The sequence below is a fragment of the Streptomyces lancefieldiae genome (assembly GCF_031845825.1).
Classification (GTDB): Bacteria; Actinomycetota; Actinomycetes; order Streptomycetales; family Streptomycetaceae; genus Streptomyces; species Streptomyces lancefieldiae.
Window position 1 is genome coordinate 46,586 of sequence record NZ_JAVRFH010000008.1, and the last position, 25,227, is coordinate 71,812.

At 74.1% G+C, this 25,227-nt stretch carries 23 protein-coding genes and 1 riboswitch; of the genes, 12 read left to right on the top strand and 11 right to left on the bottom strand.

The window, feature by feature from the left end; all coding sequences use genetic code 11:
- Entirely contained in the window at positions 1-756 is a 756-nt protein-coding gene (locus RM812_RS10330; protein WP_311572137.1) for an SDR family oxidoreductase, read from the top strand.
- 224 nt (positions 757-980) lie between these two features.
- Here RM812_RS10330 and amaP read toward each other — a convergent pair whose 3' ends face one another.
- From amaP to RM812_RS10355, 5 genes are read right to left on the bottom strand one after another with little or no spacing between them, the layout of a single operon-like run.
- The gene (amaP, locus tag RM812_RS10335; protein ID WP_311572138.1) at positions 981-1,568 is read right to left on the bottom strand and encodes an alkaline shock response membrane anchor protein AmaP; all 588 of its coding nucleotides are present in this window, start codon (positions 1,566-1,568) and stop codon (positions 981-983) included.
- Entirely contained in the window at positions 1,565-2,218 is a 654-nt protein-coding gene (locus RM812_RS10340; protein WP_311572139.1) for a DUF6286 domain-containing protein, read from the bottom strand. The genes amaP and RM812_RS10340 overlap by 4 nt, the downstream gene beginning before the upstream one ends.
- Positions 2,215-2,598, bottom strand: coding sequence for a hypothetical protein (locus RM812_RS10345; RefSeq protein WP_311572140.1), 384 nt, complete (start codon positions 2,596-2,598; stop codon positions 2,215-2,217). The genes RM812_RS10340 and RM812_RS10345 overlap by 4 nt, the downstream gene beginning before the upstream one ends.
- Entirely contained in the window at positions 2,595-2,780 is a 186-nt protein-coding gene (locus tag RM812_RS10350; RefSeq protein ID WP_311572141.1) for a hypothetical protein, read from the bottom strand. Before RM812_RS10350 ends, RM812_RS10345 begins: the two co-directional genes overlap by 4 nt.
- A gap of 55 nt (positions 2,781-2,835) precedes the next feature.
- Positions 2,836-3,318, bottom strand: a complete 483-nt coding sequence (locus RM812_RS10355; protein ID WP_311572142.1) for an Asp23/Gls24 family envelope stress response protein — start codon at positions 3,316-3,318, stop codon at positions 2,836-2,838.
- Between the two features lie 86 nt (positions 3,319-3,404).
- Here RM812_RS10355 and RM812_RS10360 point away from each other — a divergent pair, with 86 nt between their 5' ends.
- A complete protein-coding gene (locus RM812_RS10360; protein ID WP_311572143.1) occupies positions 3,405-4,157 on the top strand; it encodes a nucleopolyhedrovirus P10 family protein in 753 nt (250 codons plus the stop codon).
- A gap of 25 nt (positions 4,158-4,182) precedes the next feature.
- Here the strand turns inward: RM812_RS10360 and RM812_RS10365 are convergent, their stop codons facing one another.
- The 3 genes from RM812_RS10365 to RM812_RS10375 all read right to left on the bottom strand — a co-directional run bounded on the left by RM812_RS10365 (position 4,183) and on the right by RM812_RS10375 (position 7,299).
- Complete coding sequence (locus RM812_RS10365; protein WP_311572144.1) at positions 4,183-4,986, bottom strand: enoyl-CoA hydratase/isomerase family protein; 804 nt, start codon at positions 4,984-4,986, stop codon at positions 4,183-4,185.
- A 158-nt stretch (positions 4,987-5,144) separates the two neighbouring features.
- The gene (locus RM812_RS10370; protein ID WP_003976983.1) at positions 5,145-5,366 is read right to left on the bottom strand and encodes a helix-turn-helix domain-containing protein; all 222 of its coding nucleotides are present in this window, start codon (positions 5,364-5,366) and stop codon (positions 5,145-5,147) included.
- Between the two features lie 334 nt (positions 5,367-5,700).
- Positions 5,701-7,299, bottom strand: coding sequence for an ABC-F family ATP-binding cassette domain-containing protein (locus RM812_RS10375; protein ID WP_311572145.1), 1,599 nt, complete (start codon positions 7,297-7,299; stop codon positions 5,701-5,703).
- Between the two features lie 300 nt (positions 7,300-7,599).
- Here RM812_RS10375 and RM812_RS10380 point away from each other — a divergent pair, with 300 nt between their 5' ends.
- Positions 7,600-8,013: a VOC family protein gene (locus RM812_RS10380; protein ID WP_311572146.1), complete on the top strand. Its 414-nt coding sequence runs from the start codon at positions 7,600-7,602 to the stop codon at positions 8,011-8,013.
- Positions 8,014-8,047: 34 nt separating this feature from the next.
- On the opposite strand, the gene RM812_RS10385 is transcribed toward RM812_RS10380, so the two are convergent.
- From RM812_RS10385 to RM812_RS10395, 3 genes are all read right to left on the bottom strand, one after another.
- Positions 8,048-9,355 carry a hypothetical protein gene (locus tag RM812_RS10385; RefSeq protein WP_394816439.1) on the bottom strand — a complete coding sequence of 436 codons (1,308 nt, stop codon included), beginning with the start codon at positions 9,353-9,355 and terminating at the stop codon, positions 8,048-8,050.
- A 319-nt stretch (positions 9,356-9,674) separates the two neighbouring features.
- Positions 9,675-10,802, bottom strand: a complete 1,128-nt coding sequence (locus tag RM812_RS10390) for an alpha/beta hydrolase (RefSeq protein WP_311572148.1) — start codon at positions 10,800-10,802, stop codon at positions 9,675-9,677.
- Between the two features lie 759 nt (positions 10,803-11,561).
- Positions 11,562-12,233, bottom strand: a complete 672-nt coding sequence (locus tag RM812_RS10395) for a class II aldolase/adducin family protein (protein ID WP_311572149.1) — start codon at positions 12,231-12,233, stop codon at positions 11,562-11,564.
- A 203-nt stretch (positions 12,234-12,436) separates the two neighbouring features.
- Here RM812_RS10395 and RM812_RS10400 point away from each other — a divergent pair, with 203 nt between their 5' ends.
- The 9 genes from RM812_RS10400 (at position 12,437) to cobI (ending at position 25,220) form a co-directional block, all read left to right on the top strand.
- On the top strand, positions 12,437-13,708 hold the full coding sequence (locus RM812_RS10400; RefSeq protein WP_311572150.1) for an inorganic phosphate transporter: 1,272 nt from the start codon (positions 12,437-12,439) through the stop codon (positions 13,706-13,708).
- A 33-nt stretch (positions 13,709-13,741) separates the two neighbouring features.
- Positions 13,742-13,963 carry a hypothetical protein gene (locus RM812_RS10405; RefSeq protein ID WP_311572151.1) on the top strand — a complete coding sequence of 74 codons (222 nt, stop codon included), beginning with the start codon at positions 13,742-13,744 and terminating at the stop codon, positions 13,961-13,963.
- A gap of 139 nt (positions 13,964-14,102) precedes the next feature.
- A riboswitch (cobalamin riboswitch) is annotated at positions 14,103-14,243 on the top strand.
- 102 nt (positions 14,244-14,345) lie between these two features.
- Positions 14,346-15,311 carry a cobalamin biosynthesis protein gene (locus RM812_RS10410; RefSeq protein ID WP_311572152.1) on the top strand — a complete coding sequence of 322 codons (966 nt, stop codon included), beginning with the start codon at positions 14,346-14,348 and terminating at the stop codon, positions 15,309-15,311.
- Positions 15,308-16,816, top strand: a complete 1,509-nt coding sequence (locus RM812_RS10415; protein WP_311572153.1) for a cobyric acid synthase — start codon at positions 15,308-15,310, stop codon at positions 16,814-16,816. Before RM812_RS10410 ends, RM812_RS10415 begins: the two co-directional genes overlap by 4 nt.
- On the top strand, positions 16,813-20,469 hold the full coding sequence (gene cobN / locus RM812_RS10420) for a cobaltochelatase subunit CobN (RefSeq protein ID WP_311572154.1): 3,657 nt from the start codon (positions 16,813-16,815) through the stop codon (positions 20,467-20,469). Before RM812_RS10415 ends, cobN begins: the two co-directional genes overlap by 4 nt.
- Positions 20,466-22,472: a putative cobaltochelatase gene (locus RM812_RS10425; protein WP_311572155.1), complete on the top strand. Its 2,007-nt coding sequence runs from the start codon at positions 20,466-20,468 to the stop codon at positions 22,470-22,472. Before cobN ends, RM812_RS10425 begins: the two co-directional genes overlap by 4 nt.
- A complete protein-coding gene (gene cobO, locus RM812_RS10430; protein ID WP_311572156.1) occupies positions 22,472-23,071 on the top strand; it encodes a cob(I)yrinic acid a,c-diamide adenosyltransferase in 600 nt (199 codons plus the stop codon). The genes RM812_RS10425 and cobO overlap by 1 nt, the downstream gene beginning before the upstream one ends.
- On the top strand, positions 23,068-24,474 hold the full coding sequence (locus RM812_RS10435) for a cobyrinate a,c-diamide synthase (protein ID WP_394816440.1): 1,407 nt from the start codon (positions 23,068-23,070) through the stop codon (positions 24,472-24,474). Before cobO ends, RM812_RS10435 begins: the two co-directional genes overlap by 4 nt.
- Positions 24,471-25,220: a precorrin-2 C(20)-methyltransferase gene (cobI, locus tag RM812_RS10440; RefSeq protein ID WP_311572158.1), complete on the top strand. Its 750-nt coding sequence runs from the start codon at positions 24,471-24,473 to the stop codon at positions 25,218-25,220. Before RM812_RS10435 ends, cobI begins: the two co-directional genes overlap by 4 nt.
- Positions 25,221-25,227: the final 7 nt, after the last annotated feature.

The window sequence follows — 25,227 nt, forward strand, 5'->3', positions numbered from 1 at the left end:
ATGGATCTTGGACTGAAGGACCGGGTGTACGTCGTCACGGGAGCCACCCGGGGCCTGGGCAACGCCGCCGCGCGCGAGCTGGTCGCCGACGGGGCGAGGGTGGTCGTCACGGGACGGAACGAGAAGAGCGTCGCCGACGCGGCGGCCGCGCTGGGGCCGGACGCCGTCGGGGTGGCCGCCGACAACGCCGACCCCGAGGCCGCCGGCCGGCTGATCGCGACGGCCCGTGAGCGCTTCGGCCGCTTCGACGGCGTCCTGATCAGTGTGGGCGGGCCGCCGCCCGGCTTCGTCGCCGACAACACGGACGAGCAGTGGCAGGCGGCGTTCGAGTCGGTGTTCCTCGGCGCGGTGCGGCTGGCCCGGGCGGCGGCGGCCGAGCTGGTGGACGGCGGCGTGATCGGCTTCGTGCTGTCGGGTTCGGTGCACGAGCCGATCCCGGGCCTGACCATCTCCAACGGCCTGCGGCCGGGGCTGGCCGGCTTCGCCAAGTCCCTCGCCGACGAGCTGGGTCCGCGCGGCATCCGTGTCGTCGGCCTGCTGCCGGGCCGCGTCGACACCGACCGCGTGCGCGAGCTGGACGGCATGTCCGCCGACCCGGAGGCGACCAGGGCGGCGGCCGAGTCCCGCATCCCGCTGCGCCGCTACGGTGCCCCGGAGGAGTTCGGCCGGGCGGCGGCGTTCCTGCTGTCCCCCGCGGCGTCGTACGTGACGGGCGTGATGCTGCCGGTGGACGGCGGGGTCCGGCACGGCTTCTAGGCCTGTCGGCGTGCCGGGCGCAGAGCCTCGTACGGGATGTACTCGGCTCTGCGCCCGGTGCGGCGAGAGTGCGTGCATGGCGTCGCGAGGCAGGCGGGAATGGTCAGGCAGGCCCCAGGCCGACGGCCGCTGACGTCCCGCCGACGACCCGGCGACGTCCGGCGATCGGGCTCCCGGCTGTTCGGCCACCCGCGGCGGGAGCCCGGCGGCCTCGCCGCCCGGAGTCAGCCGACCCGCTCCGCCCGGTGCCGCACGCCGTGGAGGCGGACCTCCGCCGGGAGCGCCGTGAGGCGCGCCGAGTCGCGGGCGTGGGTCAGGGCGCGGGTGGTGAGGTCGTCCAGGGCGGTGCCGGGGTCTACGTGCGGGGCCAGCAGCAGCCGGACACGGGCCGCCGGTGTGGTGCGGCGGCCGGTGAGCCGGACCTTGGCCCGTTCGACCCCGTCCACCCGGCCCGCCTCCTGGCCGAGGACGCCCTCCAGGGCGCGGCCGCGCAGCACCGCGCCCTCCCCGTCGCCGGTGTCGACGAGGACCTCGGCGAGCCGGCGGCGGCGCACCACGGCGACCAGCCACCACAGGGCGAGCAGCAGCAGGACGGCGAGTACGGCGATGACGACCGGCCACCACCAGCCGGCGTCCCGCCACCGGGTCCGCTCGGCGTCGCCGAGGAGCACGTCGTGCGGCCCGTCGTGCAGCCACCAGGAGGGCGCAAAGGCGCCGAACCCGACGGCGAGCACGGCGCCGCCGAGGACGAGCAGGACCAGGCCCACGAGCCCCAGCAGCACACGGTCGGCGGTCCTGAGCACCCCCCTCACCCCTTCCGTCCGGGCCGCGCCACCCGCACCGACACGGCGGGCGGCCGGGCCAGCCCCAGCCCGCGCACCGCGTCGTCGAGCACGACGTCCAGATCGGCTCGTACGTCGTCCGGTTCCCGGAAGTGCGCCAGCGCGCGCACCCGGGCCTTCCTGCGGCGCATCCGCACCCGCGCCGACCGCACCCCGGCGACCTCCATGGCCCGGTCGCGCAGCACCGTGGCGGCGGCCTTCCGGTGGAGTCCCGCGCGTACGTCCGGGTGGGTGCGCCGCATCGGCAGCAGCTTCCGCAGGCCGGGAGTCAGGGCCAGCGCGAGCAGCCAGAGCCCGAGGGCCGCGACGACGCCCGCGCCGACCCGCACCCAGGTGTCGTCGAGGGGGCGTTCGGCGAGCTGCCCGGCCAGCTCCCGGCGCCATCCGAGGGCGGACCGGCCGGCGCGCACGGCGACGACGTCGTAGAGGAAGGCGCCCGCGAGGAGCAGGAGCAGCAGCGCGACGGTGCCCGCGGGGACGCGGCGCGCGGACCAGAAGCGGCCGGCCGGTCCGGTCCCGGCGCCGGACGCGGAGGGTGGCGGGGGACCGGCGCCGGCCGCCTCCTTCTCCAGGACGGGCAGCCGCCCGGTGCCGCCTTCGGTGTCCCGGGGCTCGCTCATCGCGTCCTCCCCTGTCTCGCGTCGTATTCCGCCGCCAGGTGCAGCCGCTCCACGTGGACGGCGACCTCCGGCACCGCCATGCCCACCAGTCCGCGCACCCGGTGGACGACTTGGTGACGCACCTGTCCGCACCGGGCGCCGACGTCGCAGGGGTAGTCGAGTTCGAGATGGACCCGGACGTGGGCGGTGTCGTGGTGGACGACCACGGTGGCGTACGGGCGCGCGGCGTCCGGGTGGAGCGCGCCGACCGCCTCGAGCGCCGCCCGGGCGGCGACCTTGGCGACGACCCGGTCGGCGATCCGGGTGGCGCCTCGCTCGCCCGGCGGCACGACGGTCCGGGGTTCGAGGAGCTCCCCGGCCCCACCGCTCACGCCGGTCACCGCCGCCGGTCGTCGCGGGTGCGGAAGAAGTCACCGAAGTCCATGTCCCCCTCCAGCAACCGGCCGACGACGAACCCGACGGCTCCCAGCGCGGCGACCAGCAGGAAGGCGCCGAACCCGCCGAAGTACCCGGCGAAACCCAGCGCCATGCCGGCGATCATGCCGACCACGGCCATGCTCATTGGTGCGCTCCCGTCACTCAGTACGCGCGGTCAGTACCCGCGGTCCGTGCTCGCGTCACTTGATCCGAGGCTCCGGCTCCTCGTCCTCCTCGTCGGGCAGCTTCACGTCGCTCACCGCGATGTTGACCTCGACGACCTCGAGGCCGGTCATGCGCTCCACCGCGGACACCACGTTCTCCCGTACGTCCCGGGCCACGTCGGCGATCGACACGCCGTACTCGACGACGATCTCCAGATCGAGCGCGGTCTGCTTCTCGCCGACCTCGGCCTTCACCCCGCGCGTCACCGACTTGGCGCCGCCGGGCACCCGGTCGCGCACGGCGCCGAAGGTGCGTGCCATGCCGCTGCCCATGGCGTGCACACCGACGACGTCGCGTGCGGCCATACCGGTGATCTTCTCCACGACGCCGTCGGCGATGGTGGTACGTCCCCGGGTCCCGGGGTCGCCGCCGCCGCGCCGTACCGTCTGCGCCCTGACCGTCCCGGCGGACTCCGCCGTGTCCTGCCCGGTCCGGTGGCTCTCCGTCATGTCACTCATCGCGGTACGTCCTTCCGGTGGTCGTCCTGCCACCACCGTAAGTCGGGTTGCGCCGTCGCGCGCCGGGGATGGGGCAGGCTGGGGGAATGACGACGGCGGACCGGTGGACGCGGACGGTGCGGGAGCAGTTGGGGCTCGGCAGACTTCTGCCGCTGGGCGGTCCGGGTGACGGCGCGTGGATCGCCGAGCGGGCGGCGCGTGAGGTACTGCTCGCCGCGGCCCGGGGGGTGGCGGGCGTACGTCCGAAGGAACTGCGCATCGCGCTCGCCGATCCCGGTGGGGCGTACGAGCCGGCCGTGCCGCCGCCACCGAGCGCCCTGCCGCCCGGCCCGCTGCGGGTGACGGCCGACTTCGCGGCGACGCTGGCGGAACCGCTGCCGGCGACGGCCGCCCGGCTGCGGGCGGCGCTGGCGACGGCGACGCGGCGGCTCGGTCTGACGGTGACGGACGTGGATCTACGGGCGACGGATCTGCTGGAGACGGCCTCGGCCCCGGAGTCGGGCACGGCTTCGGAAACGGGCACGGCTCCGGAGGCGGCCACCGGCGGCGGGCCGCGGCCTTCCCCGGCCGTCGACCGGAAGAACGGGGACGAGGGCCGCGCGGCCGACGCCGCGCTGGCGGTGGTGGGCGTGGCCCGGCTGACGGACGTGCTGGGCCGCCCGGTCGACGTCACGGAGTCGTCGCTGGAGTCGGCACTGCCGCGCCGCCATGTCCGGGTGGAGCTGGCGGTGGACGCGGACCACCGGGCCGTGGAGGTGGCCCGGCAGGTCCGCGTGGCGGTCTCGGGCGCCCTGGCCGACCGTCCGTCCGTGGCGGTACTGGTGACGGCGGTCGGCTGAGGCGTCTGCGGCCGCGGCGCCCGGGTTACTCCCCGAGTCCGGCCAGGTCGCGCAGCCGGCGCGCCTGCGCCGCCCGCTCGGCGGCCCGCTGGGCCTCGTGGTCCCGGCCCTGGGCGCCCTGGAGCAGCGCCTTGGTCTCGACGACCGCGTCGCGCGGCGCGGCCAGGACCGCCGAGGCCAGGTCCCGTACGGCGCCGTCGAGCTGGTCCGCGGGCACGGCGAGGTTGGCCAGCCCGGTGCTCACCGCCTCCTCGGCCATGACGAAACGCCCGGTCGCGCAGATCTCCAGCGCGCGGGCGTATCCGACCAGGGACACCAGAGGGTGTGTGCCGGTCAGGTCCGGGACGAGGCCGAGGCTGGTCTCGCGCATGGCGAACTGCACGTCGTCCGCGACGACCCGCAGGTCACAGGCGAGGGCCAGCTGGAAGCCCGCCCCGATGGCGTGTCCCTGCACGGCGGCGATCGACAGGATGTCGCTGCGTCGCCACCAGGTGAACGCCTCCTGGTACTCGGCGATGGTCGCGTCCAGCTCGGCGTCGCCGCCCCGTGCGAGGTCGAGGAACGACGGTTCGCCGTCGAAGCCCTCGGGCGTGAACGCCTGCCGGTCGAGCCCGGCGGAGAACGACTTGCCCTCGGCCCGCAGGACGACGATCCGGGCGGAGCCCGGCAGCAGCCGGCCGGCCTCGGTGAGCGCCCGCCACAGAGCGGGGCTCTGGGCGTTGCGCTTGGCCGGGTTGGTCAGCGTCACCGTGGCGATCGCGTCGTCGACGGTGAGCCGCACGCCGTCCTTGTCGAGTGCGGGACCAGGGTCGTGAGCGGGCGAAGCCATGGGGCGCCTCCGAGGGGTGCGGTCGTCGTCCCCGCCGTGCGCACGCTGTTGCGCCGTACGACGGCGAAGCTAAGTGACTGCACAGTAACCACCCGGACGGTTGGACGACCGGCCGGGTGACCACCTTCACCTTCGGAGTCGAGAAGCCACCCGGGGCGTCAGGCCGATGTGGCCTTTTTGCCCCGGGTCGCCCCGCCACGCCCTCGCAGCGTGACACCCGACTCACTGAGCATGCGGTGCACGAAGCCATACGAGCGGCCGGTTTCCTCGGCCAACGCCCGGATGCTCGCACCGGCGTCGTACTTCTTCTTCAGGTCTGCCGCGAGCTTGTCGCGCGCGGCGCCGGTCACCCGGCTGCCCTTCTTCAGAGTCTCGGCCACCCGTGCCTCCTCATGGGAAGTGCGCTCTGGTCTCCTCATGATCACCCCTTGAGGGCTTCATGGCCACCCATTCGGCAAGGTCGATGAGACAAGCTTGTGACGACAGGAGCGAGTCCCCACATACGGAATCTGCCATTCCGGAGGATCGCGTCCGTACGGCCGAACGAGTTCCTTCGAGAAGTTCCAGGTCAGAAAGGTGTCGCGGCCGAGCCTTCGCAAAGGAGGGCTCGGCCGCGAAATCGATGTAGGACACACCTCTTGATGAGGAGATCTCACACAGATGGGGGATCACGGATCGGCCGAATGATCCATACACAGTGGATCATTCGTTCGATCAAGCAAGGGCGACGAGATCCGCGTAGTCGGCGCCCCACAGGTCCTCGACACCGTCCGGAAGCAGAATGATCCGCTCCGGCTGGAGCGCCTCGACGGCGCCCTCGTCGTGGGTGACCAGAACGACCGCGCCCTTGTAGGTGCGCAGCGCGCCGAGGATCTCCTCCCGGCTGGCGGGGTCGAGGTTGTTGGTCGGCTCGTCGAGCAGCAGCACGTTCGCCGAGGACACCACGAGGGTGGCCAGCGCGAGGCGGGTCTTCTCGCCGCCGGACAGGACACCGGCGGGCTTGTCGACGTCGTCACCGGAGAACAGGAACGAGCCGAGTGTCTTGCGCACCTCGACCAGGTCCAGGTCGGGGGCGGCCGAGCGCATGTTCTCCAGGACCGTGCGCTCCGGGTCCAGGGTCTCGTGCTCCTGCGCGTAGTAGCCGAGCTTGAGGCCGTGGCCCTCGATGACCCGGCCGGTGTCGGGCTTCTCGGCGCCGCCGAGGAGGCGGAGCAGGGTGGTCTTGCCCGCGCCGTTGAGGCCGAGGATGACGACGCGGGAGCCCTTGTCGATGGCCAGGTCGACGTCGGTGAAGATCTCCAGTGAGCCGTACGACTTCGACAGGCCCTCCGCCATCAGCGGGGTCTTGCCGCACGGGGACGGCTCGGGGAAGCGCAGCTTGGCGACCTTGTCGGACTTCCGCTCGGCCTCCAGGCCGGCCAGCAGCTTGTCCGCCCGGCGGGCCATGTTCTGCGCGGCGACGGTCTTGGTGGCCTTGGCGCGCATCTTGTCGGCCTGCGAGTGCAGCGCGGAGGCCTTCTTCTCCGCGTTCTGCCGCTCGCGCTTGCGGCGCTTCTCGTCCGCCTCGCGCTGCTGCTGGTACAGCTTCCAGCCCATGTTGTAGACGTCGATCTGGGCGCGGTTGGCGTCCAGGTAGAACACCTTGTTCACGACCGTCTCGACCAGGTCGACGTCGTGGGAGATGACGATGAATCCGCCGCGGTAGGTCTTGAGGTAGTCGCGCAACCAGATGATCGAGTCGGCGTCGAGGTGGTTGGTCGGCTCGTCGAGCAGCAGGGTGTCGGCGTCCGAGAACAGGATCCGGGCCAGCTCGATACGGCGGCGCTGACCGCCGGAGAGCGTGTGCAGGGGCTGGCCGAGCACCCGGTCGGGCAGGTTGAGCGCGGCGGCGATGGTGGCGGCCTCGGCCTCGGCGGCGTATCCGCCCTTGGTGAGGAACTCGGTCTCCTGGCGCTCGTACTGCCTGAGCGCCTTCTCGCGGGTGGACCCCTGGCCGTTGGCGATGCGCTGCTCGTTGTCGCGCATCTTGCGGATCAGGACGTCCAGGCCGCGCGCGGAGAGGATGCGGTCGCGGGCGAGCACGTCGAGGTCGCCGGTGCGCGGGTCCTGCGGCAGGTAGCCGACCTCGCCGGAGCGGGTGACGGTGCCGCCCGCGGGCATGCCCTCGCCGGCCAGGACCTTGGTGAGGGTGGTCTTTCCCGCGCCATTGCGGCCGACCAGGCCGATGCGGTCGCCCTTGGCGACGCGGAAGGTGGCGCTTTCGATGAGGACGCGGGCACCGGCGCGCAGCTCGATGCCGGAGGCGGAGATCACGGTCAGACTCCTGGGCGGGTGGGGTGGCGGGGTGGGCGGCTGGAGGACGTTCCCGCCGTCTAATGCGCGAGGAGAATGGCCATGGGAGCCAGTCTAACGGGGCCGTGCAAGCACTTTTCCCGGGTTCCCGTCTTCACGGTCCCCTGTTCGGCAATCGTGTGTTCGAAAGCGCGGGTCCGGGGCGTTGTCAGTGGGCGGTGCGATGCTGGGCGCCAGGGTCGGATTCCGGGATCCCCCGGGCTCCGGGGGGTCTTCTCGGCATCCGGCCCTTCGACACCGGCTCACAAAGGAGTGATCGGCATGGCAGGCATGGACGGCGGCCGCCCGAGCGTCTACCCGACACTGCTGTACGCGGACGCCAAGGCGGCGGTCCGGCAGCTCACCCAGGCCTTCGGCTTCAAGGAACTGGCCGTGTACGAGGGCGAGGACGGCTCGGTGGCCCACGCCGAGCTGGCCCAGGGCAACGGCGCGATCATGCTCGGCTCGAAGGGCACCGGCAGCCGCTTCGCCGAGGCGATGAAGAACGCCGGCACGACGGGGGTCTACGTCGTCGTGGCCGACGTCGACGCCCATCACCGGCGGGCCGTGGAACACGGTGCGGAGATCCTCATGCCTCCGACGGACCAGGACTACGGCTCGCGCGACTACATGGCCCGGGACCTGGAGGGCAACGTCTGGAGCTTCGGGACGTACGCGCCGGAGGTACGGGGGTAGCCTCCGGCGGTTCGGCCGTCGGGGTCGGCCCGGGTCAGCTGCCTCCCGTGTGCACCTGGAAGGCCGCCCTGCGCACGGCCTTGGCCAGGGCGGGATCGGGGTGCGCGGCCGCGAGGGCGACCAGGACCTGGACGGTGCGGGGGTGTCCCACGGCCCGGACCTCGTCCAGCAGGGCCGGGACGGTGGGCTGCACCGCGGACTCCAGGTGCCGGACCAGCAGCGGGGCCTCGCCGTGGTCGGCGACGGCGGCCGCGGTGTCCACCCACAGCCACGTGGCCTCCTGGCGGGTGAGGACCTCGTGGGCGTCCTCGGCGTCGGCGCCGTCGTGCTCGGCCAGCCACAGCAGGGCGTACGGCCGCAGTGTCGGCTCGTCGAGCACGGCGCGCACGTCGGGCTCGGCGGGGGCTCCGACGACGCGCAGCGCCTCGAAGGCCAGGCCGCGCAGCAGGGCGTCCTCGCCGCGGGCGCCGTCGAGGAGTTCGGCGACGGCACTGCCGACGGGGCGGGCGGCGAGCCAGGCGCGGTACTCGGCGCGGGCCGCGTTCGGGCGGAGCTGCGCGCAGCCGCGGAGCATGTCCTCGGCCGACTGCTCGATGTTGCCGGCGGGGCTCTGCGCGGCGACGCAGATCTGCTCGAGCTTGACCCAGACCGCCCAGCTGCCGAGCGGGGTGAGCGTGGCGTGTCCGTCGCCGCAGGTGAGGGCGCCGACGGAGGCGAGGGCGTGCAGGGCCCAGTCGAGGAGGGGGGCGAGCGGGGTGTCGGCGGTGCCGTCCGGCGCCTGTGGGAGCGGAGGGGTGTGGGTCTGGTTCCTGGGTTTGTGGGGGGTCTGCGGGGTTCCCGGCTCGAGCCGGGGGCCGTAGGGGACCTCGCAGCGTTCGGTGCGCAGTTCGGTGACGCGCTGTTCCAGCAGGTCCAGCAGCTGCGCCACCGGGACCGGTCCGGCGGACAATTGGAGGAAGGAGAGCACCTGGGGCATCGCGGAGATGACCTCGGCGACAGCGGCCGGCTCCTGCCCGGCGGGCTCGGGGTGGGCGAGCGACCAGGCGTCGAAGAGGGCGACCCAGCCACGCAGCACGGCGCTGTCGTCGCGGTTCCAGGCGCGCAGCCGCCAGCCGGGGCGGGCGGTGTCGCCGTGCACCTCGACCAGTCCGGCCAGGCGGGCGGTGTCCCAGTCGGCGCGGACCTTGGCCGCGGTCAGACCCAGTTCACGGGCGGCCTGTTCGGCGGTCGCGTCGGAGAGCGTGGCCTTGCCGTCGGCGGTCGCGCTGCCGCGGCCGGGGCCGAGGGCGGCGTCGGCCCAACGGGCGACGCGGGCCGCGTCGGCCAGACCGGAGCGCGCCATTCTGGCCAGCTCCGAGCGGGCCGGTGTGCCCTCCGGGGGGCGCGGCGCGGCGCGGTTCGGGCGTCGCTGATTCACCGCTCGGGGGGCAGCGGCCAGGGGTCGCGGGCGGACGAGTCGAAGCCTGGAGTCGCGCGGGATACGGGACGTCACGGGTGCAGTCTTCCGGTTGACGGTCCGAAAACCCAAACGGAATGCCGCGGCGGCCGTCCGGGACGGCGGGTGCGGGGCTCCGGTGCGCTGCCCGGGCATCGGAACAGGCCAGTGGTACGCCGTTAAACGGAACCGGAGGAGCGGGCGGTGGAGCGGAGTCGTGCCGGTGTCACACCAGGGGGGTCAGGAAGCGTCGCAGGGTCTCTTCGTAGTCGTCGGGGTCGGCGTTCCACATGGCGGCGTGCGGTGCGCCGTCGACCGCGTGGAGGGCGACCAGGCGCGGGTGGGTGTCGGCCAGCCGTCGGGAGAGCCGCCACGGGGCCACGACGTCGTCGGGGCCGTGGAAGATCAGGGTCGGGACCGCGGGGCGGTGCAGGCCGGCCGTGGCGGCGTCGTGGTCCCCGTGCAGCCCGGCGCGGCCCTGGGCGGCGCGGACGGCGAGTGGCAGGAGCGGGCCCGGTGTGCGGCGGGCGGCCGCCAGGGCGCGCAGGGTGGTCTCCCAGCTGAGGACCGGGGAGTCCAGGACGAGCCCCGCGATGCGTTCGCGCACGCCGGAGAGTGCGGCGGTGCGCAGGGCCATGGTGGCGCCGGTGGACCAGCCGAGCAGGACGACCTGGCGGGCGCCGTGGTCGAGGGCGTAGCGGACGGCCGCGTCCACGTCGCGCCATTCGGTCTGGCCGAAGTGGTGCAGGCCGTCCGGCGAGGGCGGGGCACCGGCGTCGCCGCGGTAGGCGAGGGCGAGCACCGGGACGTGCCGACGGTGCAGGGGGGCCATCACGTTCAGGGCGTGTTCGCGGGTGGCGGCCAGTCCGTGCACGGCGATGACCCACGTCGGCCGGGCGCCGGGCAGGAACCAGGCCGGCAGGGGGCCGAGGTCGCCGGGGACGTCGACATCGGTGTATTCGAGGTCGAGGGCCGTGCCCGGGTTGCCGACGTACAGGTTCGGGGTGAACCACACCCGGTCACCGGAGACGAGGGTCCCGTGCGTGACGCGTTCGAGGCGGCGCACGACGGTGTCGGCGCCGTGCTGGGCGGCGCCGACGACCGGGCCGACGACCGCGTGGGAGCCGTCGCCGGCGAGACCGTACCGGCCGGGGCGCAGCGCGGCCAGATCCCGGGTGAGGGTGATCTGCCCGGCGGCGGTGCCGTGCACGGTCAGCCGGGGTTCGGTGGGCAGGGGCCGGCCGGGGGGCGTCTTGAGCGCGGCGTCGCTGGCGAGCCGGCCGGCGGCGACGCTCGCCGCGCCGGCCGCCAGTGCTGCGGTGACGGTGGCGGCCGTGGCTGTGACAGTGCGCATGGGGCCAGTGTCCTGGTGGTGTCCGTGGGCGGCCAGTGGACGGACGGCGGGGGGTGACGAGGCCCCGCCGACGGCACCCGGCCGGGCCGGGCGCAGTGGGTCGGTCTCGCTGCCGATACCCCCGAAGCGGTGCGGTACGCCCCGCCGGCCGCGGGTTCCACCGGAAGGGACAGCGGTCGTGCCCGGCACCGGCGTGCGGTGGCGGTCGTGCCCGGCACCGGCGCGCGGTGGCGGGCGGTCGTGCCCGGCACCGGCGCGCGGTGGCGGGCGGTCGTGCCCGGCACCGGTGCCCGGTGGGCGCCCTGAGCCGGCACTCCATCGCCCGCGCCCCGAAGGCCGTCGGCGCTCGCCTCAGCCGGCCGGGGCGTGGTGGGCGGGCGTGGGCCCCTGCACGCCCGTGGTCGGCCGGTCCTCCGCCCCTCCCTCGCCGACGGGTGAGGTCGGCCGCCGACGCGGGGGTCGTGCGCTCACCCGGACTCACCCTTGCCCGAGGTGCGGCACAGTCGCGCCCCCGCCCCTGACGCCGCCAGGCACCGGCACCCGGGCCCGCAACGCGCAGCCGGGGGCAGGGCGGGGGGCGGGGCGCCGGTCGGGCCGGCTGCCGCCGGCCCGCAGCCTGGGGACCAGGGCACGGAGCGGGCCTCCGCTCAGACCTGCTACGCCGGCCCGCAGCCCGGGGCCGGAGCAGGAAGCGGGCCTCCGGTCAGGCCCCTCCCCCCAGCTCGCAATCTGGACGGCGGGGCCGGGGCGGGGCGCTGGTCAGGTCCGCCGGCCGTAGCCCCGGAGTCGTTCCGTCGCCTCCGCCAGTTGGCCTTCCGTCAGGAGCGACGGGGTGTGGCCGGGCACCGAGGAGGCCGTCAGCCAGAGGCGGCACATCCACTCCAGTTGGGCGGTTCGGTCGTAGGCCTGGTCCAGGGAGGCGCCGTAGGTGATCGTGCCGTGGTTGCGGAGCAGGCAGCCGGAGCGGTCGGTGAGGGCGGCGAGCATGTTGCGGGCCAGTTCGTCGGTGCCGTAGGCCGCGTAGGGGGCGACCCGGACGGGGCCGCCGAGCTCGGCGGTCATGTAGTGCACCGGTGGGAGCTCGGGGACGAGGAGCGACACCGCCGTCGCGTGCACGGCGTGGGTGTGGACCACGGCCCGGGCGTCGGTGGTGCGGTACACGGCGAGGTGCATGGGCAGCTCGCTGGTGGGGACCAGCGTGCCGCGCACCTGCCGGCCGTCGAGACCGACGCCGGTCACGTCGTCCGGGGTCAGCCGGTCGTAGGGCACGCCCGAGGGGGTGACCAGGACCGTGTCGCCCACGCGCACCGACACGTTGCCGGAGGTGCCGACCACCAGCCCGTCGGCCACCGTCCGCCGGGCCGTGGCGACGAGTGCCTCCCAGGCCCGTTCCTCGTCCGGGCGCACCCGTCCGACCTGCGATTCGGTCACAGTCCATGCCTCCTGTCGTCGTGCCGCCGACCGGCCTCGCGGTGATCCTGCCAGGCACGTCTCCGGAGAGCATCGGACCGGGCACGCAGAGGGAGGCGCCGGCACCGGTTCCGGTCACCGTGGAGCCCGGCTCAGTTCACCTTCCGTTCACCCTGGTTGCCTACGTTCGTCCAGCCAATGACCTCGAACGATTGCCTGGGTAAATGGAAAGCTTCTCGCTGATCCTCGCGATTGTGGTGGTAACCGCACTCGCGTTCGATTTCACGAACGGTTTCCACGACACCGCGAACGCGATGGCAACGACCATTTCGACCGGTGCGCTCAAGCCCAAGGTGGCGGTGGCCATGTCCGCCGTTCTGAACCTTGTCGGCGCCTTCCTCTCGGTGGAGGTCGCCAACACGATCTCCAAGGGTCTCGTCGACGAGACCGGCATCCGTCCCGAGGTCATCTTCGCCGCCCTGGTCGGCGCGATCCTCTGGAATCTGCTGACCTGGCTGGTGGGTCTCCCGTCCAGCTCCTCCCACGCCCTCATGGGCGGTCTGATCGGTGCCGCCATCGCCTCGGCGGGTGTCGGCGCGGTCCACGGCGACGTGCTCGTCACCAAGGTGCTGCTGCCGGCCGTCGCCGCCCCGATCGTCGCGGGCGTCGCGGCGATGCTCGCGTCGCGGATGACGTACACGCTCGGCCGCAAGGCCGACGGCAAGGCCGCCGCGAAGGGCTACCGCGCCGGGCAGATCGCCTCCGCAGGCCTGGTCTCGCTGGCCCACGGCACCAACGACGCGCAGAAGACGATGGGCATCATCACCCTCGCCCTGGTCGCCGGCGGCTCGCTCGCCCCCGACTCCGACCCGCCCGTGTGGGTCATCCTGTCCGCCGGCCTCGCGATCGCGCTGGGCACCTACCTCGGCGGCTGGCGCATCATCCGCACGATGGGCAAGGGCCTGACCGACCTCCAGCCGCAGCAGGGCTTCGCCGCCCAGACCAGCGCTGCCACGGTCATCCTGGCCTCCTCCCACCTCGGCTTCTCCCTCTCCACCACGCACTCGGTCTCCGGCGCGGTGATGGGCGCCGGCCTCGGCCGCAAGGGCGGCGTGGTGCGCTGGTCCACGGCCACCCGGATGTTCGTCGCCTGGGGTCTGACCCTGCCGGCCGCGGCCCTGGTCGCCGCGCTGGCCGAGTGGGTCTGCGGCTTCGGCGACTGGGGCACGGCGCTCGTCGCGGTCTTCCTGATCGCCTCCAGCGCCGCCATCTGGAAGATCTCCCGGCGCGAGGTCGTCGACCACACCAACGTCGTGGACGTCGACGAGCCCGAGCAGGCCGGCGTGGTGACCACGGCGATGGCCGCCGTGTCCCCGCCCCCGACGGGCGTGACCGAGGAACTGGCGGCCACCCTCCCCGCCACCGCCACCCTCCCCGCCACCGCCACCGCCACGGCGCCCGACGCCAAGGCCCCGTCGGCCGCCACCACCGTCTGAGCCCGCGCCCCGGTACGAAGGAAGAGAACCTCCATGAGCATCGACTGGGCAGCCCTCGGCTCCGTCTTCGGGGTCAGCCTCGTGGTCACCGTGGCCCTGGTGGGCCTGTTCACCCTCGGCATCGTCGGCCTCTCCCGCCAGGAGCGGGCGTCGGCCGAAGGCGGCTCCGCGGCCCTCGCGGTCACCGGCGCGTACGCGTGCTTCGCGGCCTGCGCGGCGGCGGTGGCGTACGGGATCTACCTGATCGTCGCCTGAACCACCGCGCACGCCCGTGAGGCGGGGTGCGGGACGGACTGCAACCGTCCCGCATCCCGCCTCTCTTCGTGCCGGCGCACACCGCTCGTGTGTGGGCCTTCGCACACTCCCCCGCCGCAGGTCAACGCCAGGTTGACGGGTGTTCGCGGGCCGTGGTGGACTTCCGGAGCCATCTACGGCGGCAGGAGAGGAAGCCCGGTGCGAATCCGGCGCGGTCCCGCCACTGTGACCGGGGAGCGGATCCCCGGGAGCCAGGAACTCTCACCGCCGGTCTCTTCGAACCAGGGCGTGGACACCCTGAGTGAGGACACGACGCCATGCTCGGCTGCCGATCGACGTTCAGCTCCAGGTACTTCCCTGACCGCGTGACCGGCTGAGCCCCATGCGAGCCGAACGCGTCTTCGCGTACGGCGCCGCCGCCGGCCTTCTCGGTGACCTCCTCCTCGGCGACCCGCGCCGCGGACACCCGGTCGCCGCGTTCGGCCGTGCCGCCGGTGCCGTGGAACGGGTGCTGTGGCGGGACCACCGAGGCTGGGGCGCGCTGCACACCGCCGTGTGCGCCGGTGGCGCCGCCCTTCTCGGAACGGCCGCCGCCCAAGCCGTGCGCCGCTCCCCCGCCGCCTCCGTCGCGCTGACCGGCGCCGCCACCTGGGCGGTCGTCGGCGGCACCTCGCTCGCCCGCGAGGCGCGTGCCATCGGGCGGGCCCTGGAGACCGGGGACGTCGAGGCGGCCCGGGCCCGGCTGCCGCACCTGTGCGGGCGGGACCCGCAGGCGCTGGACGCCGACGGGATCGCCCGGGCGGTCGTGGAGTCCGTCGCCGAGAACACCTCGGACGCGGTGGTGGGCGCCCTGGTGTGGGGCGCCGTGGCCGGGGTGCCCGGGCTGCTCGGCTTCCGGGCCGTGAACACCCTGGACGCCATGGTCGGCCACAAGTCCGCCCGATACCGGCGCTACGGCTGGGCCTCGGCCCGGCTCGACGACCTGGCCGGCTGGCCGGGGGCCCGGCTGACCGCCGTTCTGACGACGGTGGCCGGCGACGACCCCCGCGGGGCCGTACGCGCCTGGCGGGCCGACGCCGGCCGGCACCCGAGCCCCAACGCCGGCCCCGTGGAGGCGTCGTTCGCGGGCGCCCTGGGCGTGCGGCTCGGCGGAACGCTCTCCTACGGCGGGCGGGTGGAGCACCGGCCCGTCCTCAACGGGGCGGCGGGACGCGCCGTCCGGGCAGGTTCCGGCGACATCGACCGGGCCGTACGGCTGTCCCGGCGCGTGGGCTGGCTGGCGCTGGGCGTGTGCGCGGGCGCGCGGCTGCTCGCCCGCCGGGTGAGCAGGAAGGGACGTACGTCATGAACGGTGGCCTCCTCGTCGCCGGCACCACCTCCGACGCCGGCAAGAGCGTCGTCACCGCCGGGATCTGCCGCTGGCTGGTGCGCCAGGGCGTGAAGGTCGCGCCCTTCAAGGCCCAGAACATGTCGCTCAACTCCTTCGTCACCCGCGAGGGGGCCGAGATCGGGCGGGCGCAGGCGATGCAGGCCCAGGCGTGCCGCGTCGAGCCGACCGCGCTGATGAACCCGGTGCTGCTCAAGCCGGGCGGCGAGCGGAGCAGCCAGGTCGTGCTGCTCGGCAAGCCGGTCGGCGAGATGAGTGCCCGCGGCTACCACGGAGGACGGCAGCGGCAGTTGCTCGGCACGGTGCTCGACTGCCTGGCCGAACTGCGGGGCACGTACGACGCGGTGATCTGCGAGGGGGCGGGCAGTCCCGCCGAGATCAACCTGCGCCGCACGGACATCGTGAACATGGGGATCGCCCGGGGCGCCCAGCTCCCCGTCCTCGTCGTCGGCGACATCGACCGCGGGGGCGTCTTCGCGTCCTTCTTCGGCACGGTGGCGCTGCTGTCGCCCGAGGACCAGGCGCTGGTGGCCGGGTTCCTGGTCAACAAGTTCCGGGGCGACGTGTCGCTGCTGGAGCCGGGGCTGGAGATGCTGCACGGCCTCACCGGGCGGCGGACGTACGGCGTCCTGCCGTTCCGGCACGGTCTCGGCATCGACGAGGAGGACGGGCTGCGGGTCTCCCTGCGGGGAACGGTGCGCGAGTCGGTCGTCGCTCCGCCGGTCGGCGAGGACGTGCTGCGGGTCGCCGTCTGCGCGGTCCCGCTGATGTCCAACTTCACGGACGTGGACGCGCTCGCCGCCGAACCGGGCGTCGTGGTGCGGTTCGTGGACCGGCCGGAGGAGCTGGCCGACGCCGACCTCGTGGTCGTGCCGGGGACGCGCGGGACGGTCCGGGCGCTTCAGTGGCTGCGGGAGCGGGGCCTGGCCGACGCCCTCGTCCGGAGGGCCGCCGAGCAGCGGCCCGTCCTCGGCGTCTGCGGTGGCTTCCAGCTCCTCGGCGAGCACATCGAGGACGACGTCGAGTCGCGCGCCGGGCACGTCGACGGGCTCGGGCTGCTGCCCGTGCGGGTGCGGTTCGCCCGCGAGAAGACCCTCACCCGGCCCGTGGGCGAGGCCCTCGGCGAGCGCGTCGAGGGGTACGAGATCCACCACGGGGTCGCCGACGTCGCAGGCGGTCACCCCTTCCTGGACGGTTGCCGGGTCGGACAGACCTGGGGCACGCACTGGCACGGTTCGCTGGAGTCGGACGGCTTCCGGCGGGCCTTCCTGCGCGAGGTGGCCGCCGCCGCGGGCCGCCGCTTCGTGCCGGCCCCCGACACCTCGTTCGCCGCGCTGCGCGAGGAGCAGCTCGACCGGCTCGGCGACCTGATCGAACAGCACGCGGACACGGACGCGCTGTGGCGGCTCATCGAGTCCGGCGCGCCGCAAGGACTGCCCTTCATTCCACCGGGAGCGCCCGCATGAGCACAGTGTTGTTGTTGTCGACCGCCGACACGGATCTGCTGGCGGCCCGCGCCGCGTCCGGTACCTCGTACCGGATCGGCAACCCGACCCGGGTCGACGTCCGCGAGGAACTGCCCGCGCTGGTCGAGGGCGTGGACCTCGCCGTCGTACGGCTGCTCGGCGGCAAGCGGGCCTGGGAGGACGGGCTCGCCGCGCTGAAGGCGTCCGGCATCCCGACCGTGCTGCTCGGCGGCGAGTCCGTGCCGGACGCGGAGCTGATGGCGGAGTCGTCGGTGCCGGCGGGGGTCGTGGCGCAGGCGCTGCGCTATCTGGTCGAGGGCGGCCCGGACAACCTCACGCAGCTCGCCCGGTTCCTGTCGGACACCGTGCTGCTGACCGGCGAGGGCTTCGACGAACCGCAGCGGATGCCGGAGTACGGCGTCCACGGCTCCCGGACCGTCGAGGAGGGCCGCCCGACGGTCGGCGTGCTGTTCTACCGGGCCCATGAGCTCAGCGGCAACACCGCCTTCGTGGACACCCTGTGCGACGCGATCGAGGCGAAGGGCGCCAACGCCCTTCCGGTGTACTGCGGTTCGCTGCGCGGCGCGGACGCCGGGCTGTACGAGATCCTCGGCCGGGCCGACGCCCTGGTCGCCACCGTCCTCGCGGCCGGCGGCACGCACGCCTCGCAGGCGTCGGCGGGCGGCGACGAGGAGGCGTGGGACATCGGCGCGCTGGCCGATCTGGACGTCCCCGTGCTGCAGGGCCTGTGCCTGACCTCGTCCCGCGCCGCCTGGGAGGCGTCCGACGCCGCCCTCTCCCCCATGGACGCGGCGATGCAGGTCGCGATCCCGGAGTTCGACGGGCGGCTGATCACGGTGCCGTTCTCCTTCAAGGAGCAGGGGCCGGACGAGGTGCCCGTGTACGTGGCCGACCCCGAACGGGCCGGGCGGGTCGCCGGGATCGCCGTACGCCACGCGGCGCTGGGGCACAAGGCCAACGCCGAGAAGAAGGTCGCGCTGGTCTTCACGGCGTACCCGACCAAGCACTCGCGCGTCGGCAACGCGGTGGGGCTGGACACGCCGGCGTCGGCGGTGCGGGTGCTGGACGCCCTGCGTGACGCGGGGTACGCGGTCGACGGGTACCCCGACAACGGCGACGAGCTGATCCACCGGCTGATCGAGGCCGGCGGTCACGACGTCGAGTGGCTGACGGAGGACCAGCTCGCGGCGGCCCCCGCGCGGGTACCGCTGGCCGACTACCGGACGTGGTTCGAGAAACTGGACCCGCAGCTGCGAGACGCGATGACCGAGGCGTGGGGCGAGCCGCCGGGGTCGCTGTACGTCGACGGGGACGACATCGTGCTGGCCTCCCTCCGGTTCGGGAACGTCGTGGTCCTGATCCAGCCGCCGCGCGGCTTCGGCGAGAACCCGATCGCGATCTACCACGACCCCGACATGCCGCCGTCCCACCACTACATGGCCGCGTACCGCTGGCTGGACAACAGCTTCGGCGCCGACGCGGTCGTGCACATGGGCAAGCACGGCACGATGGAGTGGCTGCCGGGCAAGGGCCTCGGGCTGAGCGCCGGGTGCGCGCCGGACGCCGTCCTCGGGGACCTCCCCCTGATCTACCCGTTCATCGTCAACGACCCCGGCGAGGGCACCCAGGCCAAGCGGCGCGGGCACGCCACGGTCGTCGACCACCTCGTCCCGCCGATGGCCCGCGCCGACACCTACGGCGACCTGGCCAAGCTGGAGCAGCTCCTGGACGAGTACGCGCTCGTCTCCGACCTGGACCCGGTGAAGGCACCGGCGGTCCGGGCGCAGATCTGGACGCTGGTCAAGGCCGCCGAGCTCCACCACGACCTGCACGTGGACGACCAGCCGGACGACGACGCGTTCGACGAGTTCGTCATGCACATCGACGGCTATCTGTGCGAGATCAAGGACGTGCAGATCCGCGACGGCCTCCACATTCTGGGCGGCGGCCCGGTCGGCGAGCCGCGCGTCAACCTCGTGCTGGCGGTGCTGCGCGCCTCGCAGGTGTGGGGCGGGCGGGCGAACGCGCTGCCGGGGCTGCGGGCCGCGCTGGCCGCGCACTTCGGGCTGGTGGAGAAGGAACTGCTGGCGGAGCCCGGCGCGGCGGTGAAGGTGCCGGTGGAGCTGAGCGAGCTGGTGGAGGGCCCTTCCCGTACCGGTGCCGACGCGATCGATCTGCTGGAGCAGCTGTGCCGGCGGTTCGCGGAGGGGATGGAGGCGCGGGACTGGGACGCCACGGCCGTACCGGGTCTGGTGCGGGAGGTGCTGGGGGCCGAACTGCCCGACGCGGTCGCCGTGCTGGAGTTCGCCTGCGTCGAGGTCGTACCGCGGCTGGCCCGGACCACGGACGAGATCGGGCACATCCTGCGGGCCCTGGACGGCGGCTACGTGCCTGCCGGACCGTCGGGCTCCCCGACCCGCGGACTGGTCAACGTCCTGCCTACCGGCCGGAACTTCTACTCCGTCGACCCGAAGGCGATCCCGTCCCGGCTGAGCTGGGAGGTCGGGCAGTCGCTGGCGGACTCGCTGATCCAGCGGTACCTCGACGACACCGGCGCGTACCCGAAGTCCGTCGGCCTCACCGTCTGGGGCACGTCCGCGATGCGTACCCAGGGCGACGACATCGCCGAGATCCTGGCGCTGCTGGGGTGCCGTCCGGTGTGGGACGACGCCTCGCGCCGGGTGACGGGCTTCGAGGTGGTGCCGTCGGCGGAGCTGGGCCGGCCGCGCGTCGACGTCACGGTGCGCATCTCCGGGTTCTTCCGGGACGCGTTCCCGCACGTCGTCGGGCTGATCGACGACGCGGTGCGGGCGGTCGCGGAGCTGGAGGAGCCCGCGGAGTCCAACTACGTGCGGGCGCACGTGGAGGAGGACGTCGCCGCGCACGGTGACCGGCGGCGGGCCACGGCCCGCATCTTCGGCTCCAAGCCGGGCGCGTACGGCGCCGGTCTGCTGCCGCTGATCGACGCCCGCAACTGGAGAAGCGACGCGGACCTGGCCGAGGTGTACGCGGTGTGGGGCGGCTACGCCTACGGGCGCGGGCTCGACGGGCGGGCGGCGCGCGGGGACATGGAGACGGCGTTCCGGCGGATCGCGGTGGCGGCGAAGAACGTGGACACGAGGGAGCACGACCTCGTGGACGCGGACGACTACTTCCAGTACCACGGCGGCATGGTCGCCATGGTGCGGCATCTGACGGGGTCGAGCCCCGAGGCGTATGTCGGGGACTCCGCCACCCCGGACCAGGTGAAGACGCGGACGCTGGGCGAGGAGACGCACCGGGTGTTCCGGGCCCGCGTGGTCAATCCGCGCTGGATGGCGGCGATGCGGCGGCACGGCTACAAGGGCGCCTTCGAGATGGCGGCCACCGTGGACTACCTCTTCGGGTACGACGCCACGGCGGGCGTGGTCGACGACTGGATGTACGAGAAGTTGTCGGCCGAGTACGTCTTCGACGCCGAGAACCAGGACTTCATGCGGAAGTCCAACCCCTGGGCCCTGCGGGGCATCACAGAACGGCTGCTGGAGGCCGCCGACCGCGGGCTGTGGGCCGAACCGGACGCGGAGACCCTGGAGCGTCTGCGCGCCACCTATCTGGAGCTCGAAGGCGACTTGGAGGGCGACGACAAGTGAGTACCCCGTTCCCGTTCACGGCTGTCGTCGGTCAGGACGACCTGCGGCTCGCGCTGCTGCTCAACGCGGTCTCCCCGGCGGTCGGCGGTGTGCTGGTGCGCGGCGAGAAGGGCACCGCGAAGTCCACCGCCGTGCGTGCGCTGTCGGCGCTCCTGCCGGAGGTGGACGTCGTCTCCGGGTGCCGGTTCTCCTGCGACCCCGACTCCCCCGACCCCGCCTGCCCGGACGGCCCGCACGAGCCGGGGGCCTTCGCCTCGCGCCCGGCGCGCATGGTCGAGCTGCCCGTCGGCGCCTCCGAGGACCGGCTGGTGGGCGCGCTCGACATCGAGCGGGCGCTGGCGGAGGGCGTGAAGGCCTTCGAGCCGGGACTGCTGGCCGACGCGCACCGCGGGATCCTCTACGTCGACGAGGTCAACCTGCTCCACGACCACCTGGTCGACCTGCTGCTGGACGCCGCCGCGATGGGCGCCTCGTACGTCGAGCGCGAGGGAGTGTCGGTGCGGCACGCCTCGAAGTTCCTGCTCGTCGGCACGATGAATCCCGAAGAGGGCGAGCTGCGGCCGCAGTTGCTCGACCGGTTCGGACTCACCGTCGAGGTCGCGGCCTCGCGCGAACCCGACCAGCGGGTGGAGGTCGTGCGGCGCCGGCTGGCGTACGACGACGATCCGGCCGGTTTCGCGGCGCGCTGGGCCGACGAGGAGGCCGCCGTACGGGCGCGGATCGTGGCGGCACGGGAGCTGCTGCCGTCGGTGCGGCTCGGCGACGGGGTGCTGCGGCAGATCGCGGCGACCTGTGCGGCCTTCGAGGTGGACGGCATGCGGGCCGACATCGTGATGGCGCGTACGGCGACCGCGCTGGCGGCCTGGGCCGGGCGGACCGACGTGCTCGCGGAGGACGTGCGGCAGGCCGCGCTGCTGGCCCTTCCGCACCGGCGGCGGAGGAACCCGTTCGACGCGCCGGGGCTGGACGAGGACAAGCTCGACGAGACGCTGGAGGAGTTCGGCGGGCAGGGCGAGGACGGCGACGACGATCCCGATCCGGGGCCCGGCGGGCCCGGCGGTGGGCAGCCGGAGCCCGACGATGCCCCGCAGGGTGACGGTGACACCGCCGCGCGGCCCGAGGCCGGGGAGGGCGGGGAGCCGCAGGCGGCCTCCGGCGGCGCCGGCGAGCAGTCCCCCGTGCGGGCCGGTGAACCGTTCCGCGCGAAGGTGCTGAGCGTGCCCGGTCTCGGCGAAGGTGCCGCCGGGCGCCGCTCCCGCGCCCGGACCGAGCAGGGGCGGACCACCGGTGCCCGGCGGCCGCAGGGGGCGCTGACCAAGCTGCACCTCGCCGCCACCGTGCAGGCCGCCGCCCCGCACCAGCGGGCGCGGGGGCGCAGCGGGCCCGGGCTGGTGGTGCGCCGGGACGATCTGCGGCAGGCGACCCGCGAGGGGCGCGAGGGCAACCTCGTGCTGTTCGTCGTGGACGCCTCCGGGTCGATGGCGGCGCGGCAGCGGATGAGCGCCGTGAAGGGTGCCGTGCTGTCGCTGCTGCTGGACGCCTATCAGCGGCGGGACAAGGTGGGGCTGGTGACCTTCCGGGGGTCGGCGGCCGAGGTGGCGCTGCCGCCGACGTCGTCGGTGGACGCGGCGGCGGTCCGCCTGGAGTCGCTGCCGACGGGCGGGCGTACGCCGCTCGCGGCCGGGCTGCTGCGCGCGCACGAGGTGCTGCGGGTGGAGCGGCTGCGGGACCCGGCGCGGCGGGCGCTGGTCGTGGTGGTGACGGACGGACGGGCCACCGGGGGCCCGGAACCGGTGGCGCTGGCGGGGCGGGCGGCGCGGCTGTTCGCGGCCGAGGGCACCGCTTCGGTGGTCGTGGACTGCGAGTCCGGGCCCGTGCGGCTGGGGCTGGCCGGGCAGCTCGCGGGTGAGCTGGGCGGGACGGCGGTGACGTTGGACGAGCTGCGGGCGGACTCCATCGCCGGGCTGGTGAAGGACGTACAGGGACGTAGGAGGGCCGCGTAGTGCCGCAGGGGCAGCCGAGTGTCGTACCGGACGACGGCCTGACGACGCGTCAGCGGCGCAACCGTCCGCTCGTGGTCGTGCACACCGGGATCGGCAAGGGCAAGTCGACCGCCGCCTTCGGGCTGGCGCTGCGCGCCTGGAACCAGGGGTGGCCGATCGGGGTGTTCCAGTTCGTCAAGTCGGCGAAGTGGAAGGTCGGCGAGGAGAACGCCCTGCGGGTGCTGGGCGCCAGCGGTGAGGGCGGGTCCGTCGACTGGCACAAGATGGGCGAGGGCTGGTCCTGGGTCCAGCGCGACGCGCAGCTGGACAACGAGGAGAAGGCCCGGGAGGGCTGGGAGCAGGTCAAGCGGGACCTGGCCGCGCAGACGTACCGGCTGTACGTGCTGGACGAGTTCGCCTACCCGATGCACTGGGGGTGGGTCGACACCGACGAGGTCGTGTCCGTGCTGCGGGACCGGCCGGGGACGCAGCACGTCGTGATCACCGGGCGGAACGCGCCGGAGAAGCTGGTGGACTTCGCGGACCTCGTCACCGACATGTCCAAGGTGAAGCACCCGATGGACGCCGGGCAGAAGGGGCAGAGGGGCATCGAGTGGTGACCTCTTCGTCGTCCTCGTCCGTGCCCCGGCTGGTCGTCGCCGCGCCCTCGTCCGGCAGCGGCAAGACCACCGTCGCCACCGGGCTGATGGCCGCACTCACCGCGCGGGGCCTCGCCGTGTCCCCGCACAAGGTCGGGCCCGACTACATCGACCCCGGGTACCACACGCTCGCCACCGGGCGGACGGGTCGCAACCTCGACGCGTACCTGTGCGGGCCCGAGCTGGTCGGGCCGCTGTTCCTGCACGGGGCGCGCGGGTGCGACATCGCCGTGGTCGAGGGTGTGATGGGGCTGTACGACGGGGCGGCGGGCGAAGGCGAGCTCGCGTCCACCGCGCAGGTCGCCAAGCTGCTGCGGGCGCCCGTCGTGCTGGTCGTGGACGCCTCGTCCCAGTCGCGGTCGGTGGCGGCGCTGGTGCACGGGTTCGCGTCCTGGGACCCGGAGGTGCGGGTCGGGGGCGTGATCCTCAACAAGGTCGGGTCGGACCGGCACGAGGCGTTGCTGCGGGAGGCGTTGGAGTCGGCCGGGGTGCCGGTGCTCGGTGTCCTGCGGCGGGCCGCCCAGGTCGAGACGCCGTCGCGGCATCTGGGGCTGGTGCCGGTCGCCGAGCGGGGCTCGCGGGCGGTGGAGGCCGTTGCGGCGATGGCCGCCCAGGTGGCCGCCGGGTGCGACCTGGAGGCGTTGGTCGCGCTGGCGCGCGGTGCGGGGGCGCTGTCCTGCGCTGCCTGGGCCGCCGGTGAGGTCCTGGATTCCTCGCCTCCGCCGCCTCTTCCTGTCCCGCTCCCGGGGGCTGCCGGCCGGGGTGTCAGGGTTGCCGTGGCCGGTGGGGCCGCGTTCACGTTCTCCTACGCCGAGCACTCCGAGCTGCTCGCCGCCGCCGGGGCCGAGGTCGTCGGCTTCGATCCGTTGCGGGACGAGGAGCTGCCCGAGGGGACCACCGGGTTGGTCATCGGCGGAGGGTTCCCCGAGGTGTACGCCGCCGAGCTGTCGGCCAACGAGGGGCTGCGCGAGAGCGTCGCCCAGCTGGCCCTGAGCGGTGCTCCCGTCGCCGCCGAGTGCGCCGGACTGCTGTATCTGTGCCGGGAGTTGGACGGGTTGCCGATGTGCGGGGTGCTGGACGCCTCCGCGCGGATGTCCGAGCGGCTCACCCTGGGCTACCGGGACGCCGTGGCCGTGACCGACAGTGCGCTGGCCGTCGCGGGGACGCGGATGCGGGGGCACGAGTTCCACCGGACGGTCGTCGAGCCGGGGGCCGGGGCGGCACCGGCGTGGGGGATGCGGGCGCCCGAGCGGCGCGTCGAGGGATTCGTGGAGCGCGGTGTGCACGCGAGCTATCTGCACACGCACTGGGCGTCCGAGCCCGGTGTCGCCCGTCGGTTCGTGGAGAGGTGCCGAACGTCATGAGCAGCCATCTGGTCGGGGTCGGGGTCGGTCCCGGTGACCCGGAACTGGTGACCGTCAAGGGGGTGAACGCCCTGCGGGCAGCCGATGTCGTCGTCGTGCCCGTCATGGCCGCACCTGACGGGAAGGACGGTGGCGAGCGGGGCCGGGCCGAGGCGACCGTGCTGCACTACGTGCCCGCCGAGAAGGTCGTCCGGGTCGTGTTCGCGCTCAACGAGCGCACCGACCGGGCCCGGCGCGAGGCGGCCTGGGACGCGGCCGGGGAGCGGGTGGCCGGGTTGCTGCGCGCGCACGGTTCGGTCGCCTTCGCGACCATCGGCGATCCCAACGTGTACTCCACGTTCACGTATCTCGCGCAGACCATCGGCGAGCTGGTGCCGGGCACCGTCGTGGAGACCGTGCCGGGCATCACCGCCATGCAGGACCTCGCCGCGCGGTCGGGGGCCGTGCTGACGGAGGGCACCGAGCCGCTGACGCTGGTGCCGGTCACCGCGGGGGCCGCCGTGCTCAAGGACGCGTTGCGGGGTCCCGGGACGGTCGTCGCCTACAAGTTCGGCCGGCAGGCGGCCGAGGTCGCCGAGGCGCTGCGGGAGACCGGGCGGCTCGAGGACGCGGTGTGGGGGTCGGCGTTGGGGCTGCCGGAGGAGTCCGTACGGTCGGCCGGCGAGCTGGACGGGGCGCCGCTGCCGTATCTGTCGACGCTCATCGCGCCCGCCCGGCGCGAGGGTGGACGGGGCGGGAAACTGTGAGCTGCCC

Bases quoted from the DNA above. Each gene is read 5' to 3' on its own strand.
- RM812_RS10415 (WP_311572153.1), top strand. From the start codon at position 15,308: ATGAACGGTGGCCTCCTCGTCGCCGGCACCACCTCCGACGCCGGCAAG.
- cobI (WP_311572158.1), top strand. From the start codon at position 24,471: ATGAGCAGCCATCTGGTCGGGGTCGGGGTCGGTCCCGGTGACCCGGAA.
- RM812_RS10385 (WP_394816439.1), bottom strand. From the start codon at position 9,355: ATGGCGCGCTCCGGTCTGGCCGACGCGGCCCGCGTCGCCCGTTGGGCC.
- RM812_RS10410 (WP_311572152.1), top strand. From the start codon at position 14,346: ATGCGAGCCGAACGCGTCTTCGCGTACGGCGCCGCCGCCGGCCTTCTC.
- RM812_RS10360 (WP_311572143.1), top strand. From the start codon at position 3,405: ATGACGACGGCGGACCGGTGGACGCGGACGGTGCGGGAGCAGTTGGGG.
- RM812_RS10330 (WP_311572137.1), top strand. From the start codon at position 1: ATGGATCTTGGACTGAAGGACCGGGTGTACGTCGTCACGGGAGCCACC.
- RM812_RS10365 (WP_311572144.1), bottom strand. From the start codon at position 4,986: ATGGCTTCGCCCGCTCACGACCCTGGTCCCGCACTCGACAAGGACGGC.
- RM812_RS10350 (WP_311572141.1), bottom strand. From the start codon at position 2,780: ATGAGCATGGCCGTGGTCGGCATGATCGCCGGCATGGCGCTGGGTTTC.
- RM812_RS10340 (WP_311572139.1), bottom strand. From the start codon at position 2,218: ATGAGCGAGCCCCGGGACACCGAAGGCGGCACCGGGCGGCTGCCCGTC.
- cobN (WP_311572154.1), top strand. From the start codon at position 16,813: ATGAGCACAGTGTTGTTGTTGTCGACCGCCGACACGGATCTGCTGGCG.
- RM812_RS10400 (WP_311572150.1), top strand. From the start codon at position 12,437: ATGGAAAGCTTCTCGCTGATCCTCGCGATTGTGGTGGTAACCGCACTC.
- RM812_RS10380 (WP_311572146.1), top strand. From the start codon at position 7,600: ATGGCAGGCATGGACGGCGGCCGCCCGAGCGTCTACCCGACACTGCTG.
- RM812_RS10405 (WP_311572151.1), top strand. From the start codon at position 13,742: ATGAGCATCGACTGGGCAGCCCTCGGCTCCGTCTTCGGGGTCAGCCTC.
- RM812_RS10390 (WP_311572148.1), bottom strand. From the start codon at position 10,802: ATGCGCACTGTCACAGCCACGGCCGCCACCGTCACCGCAGCACTGGCG.
- RM812_RS10355 (WP_311572142.1), bottom strand. From the start codon at position 3,318: ATGAGTGACATGACGGAGAGCCACCGGACCGGGCAGGACACGGCGGAG.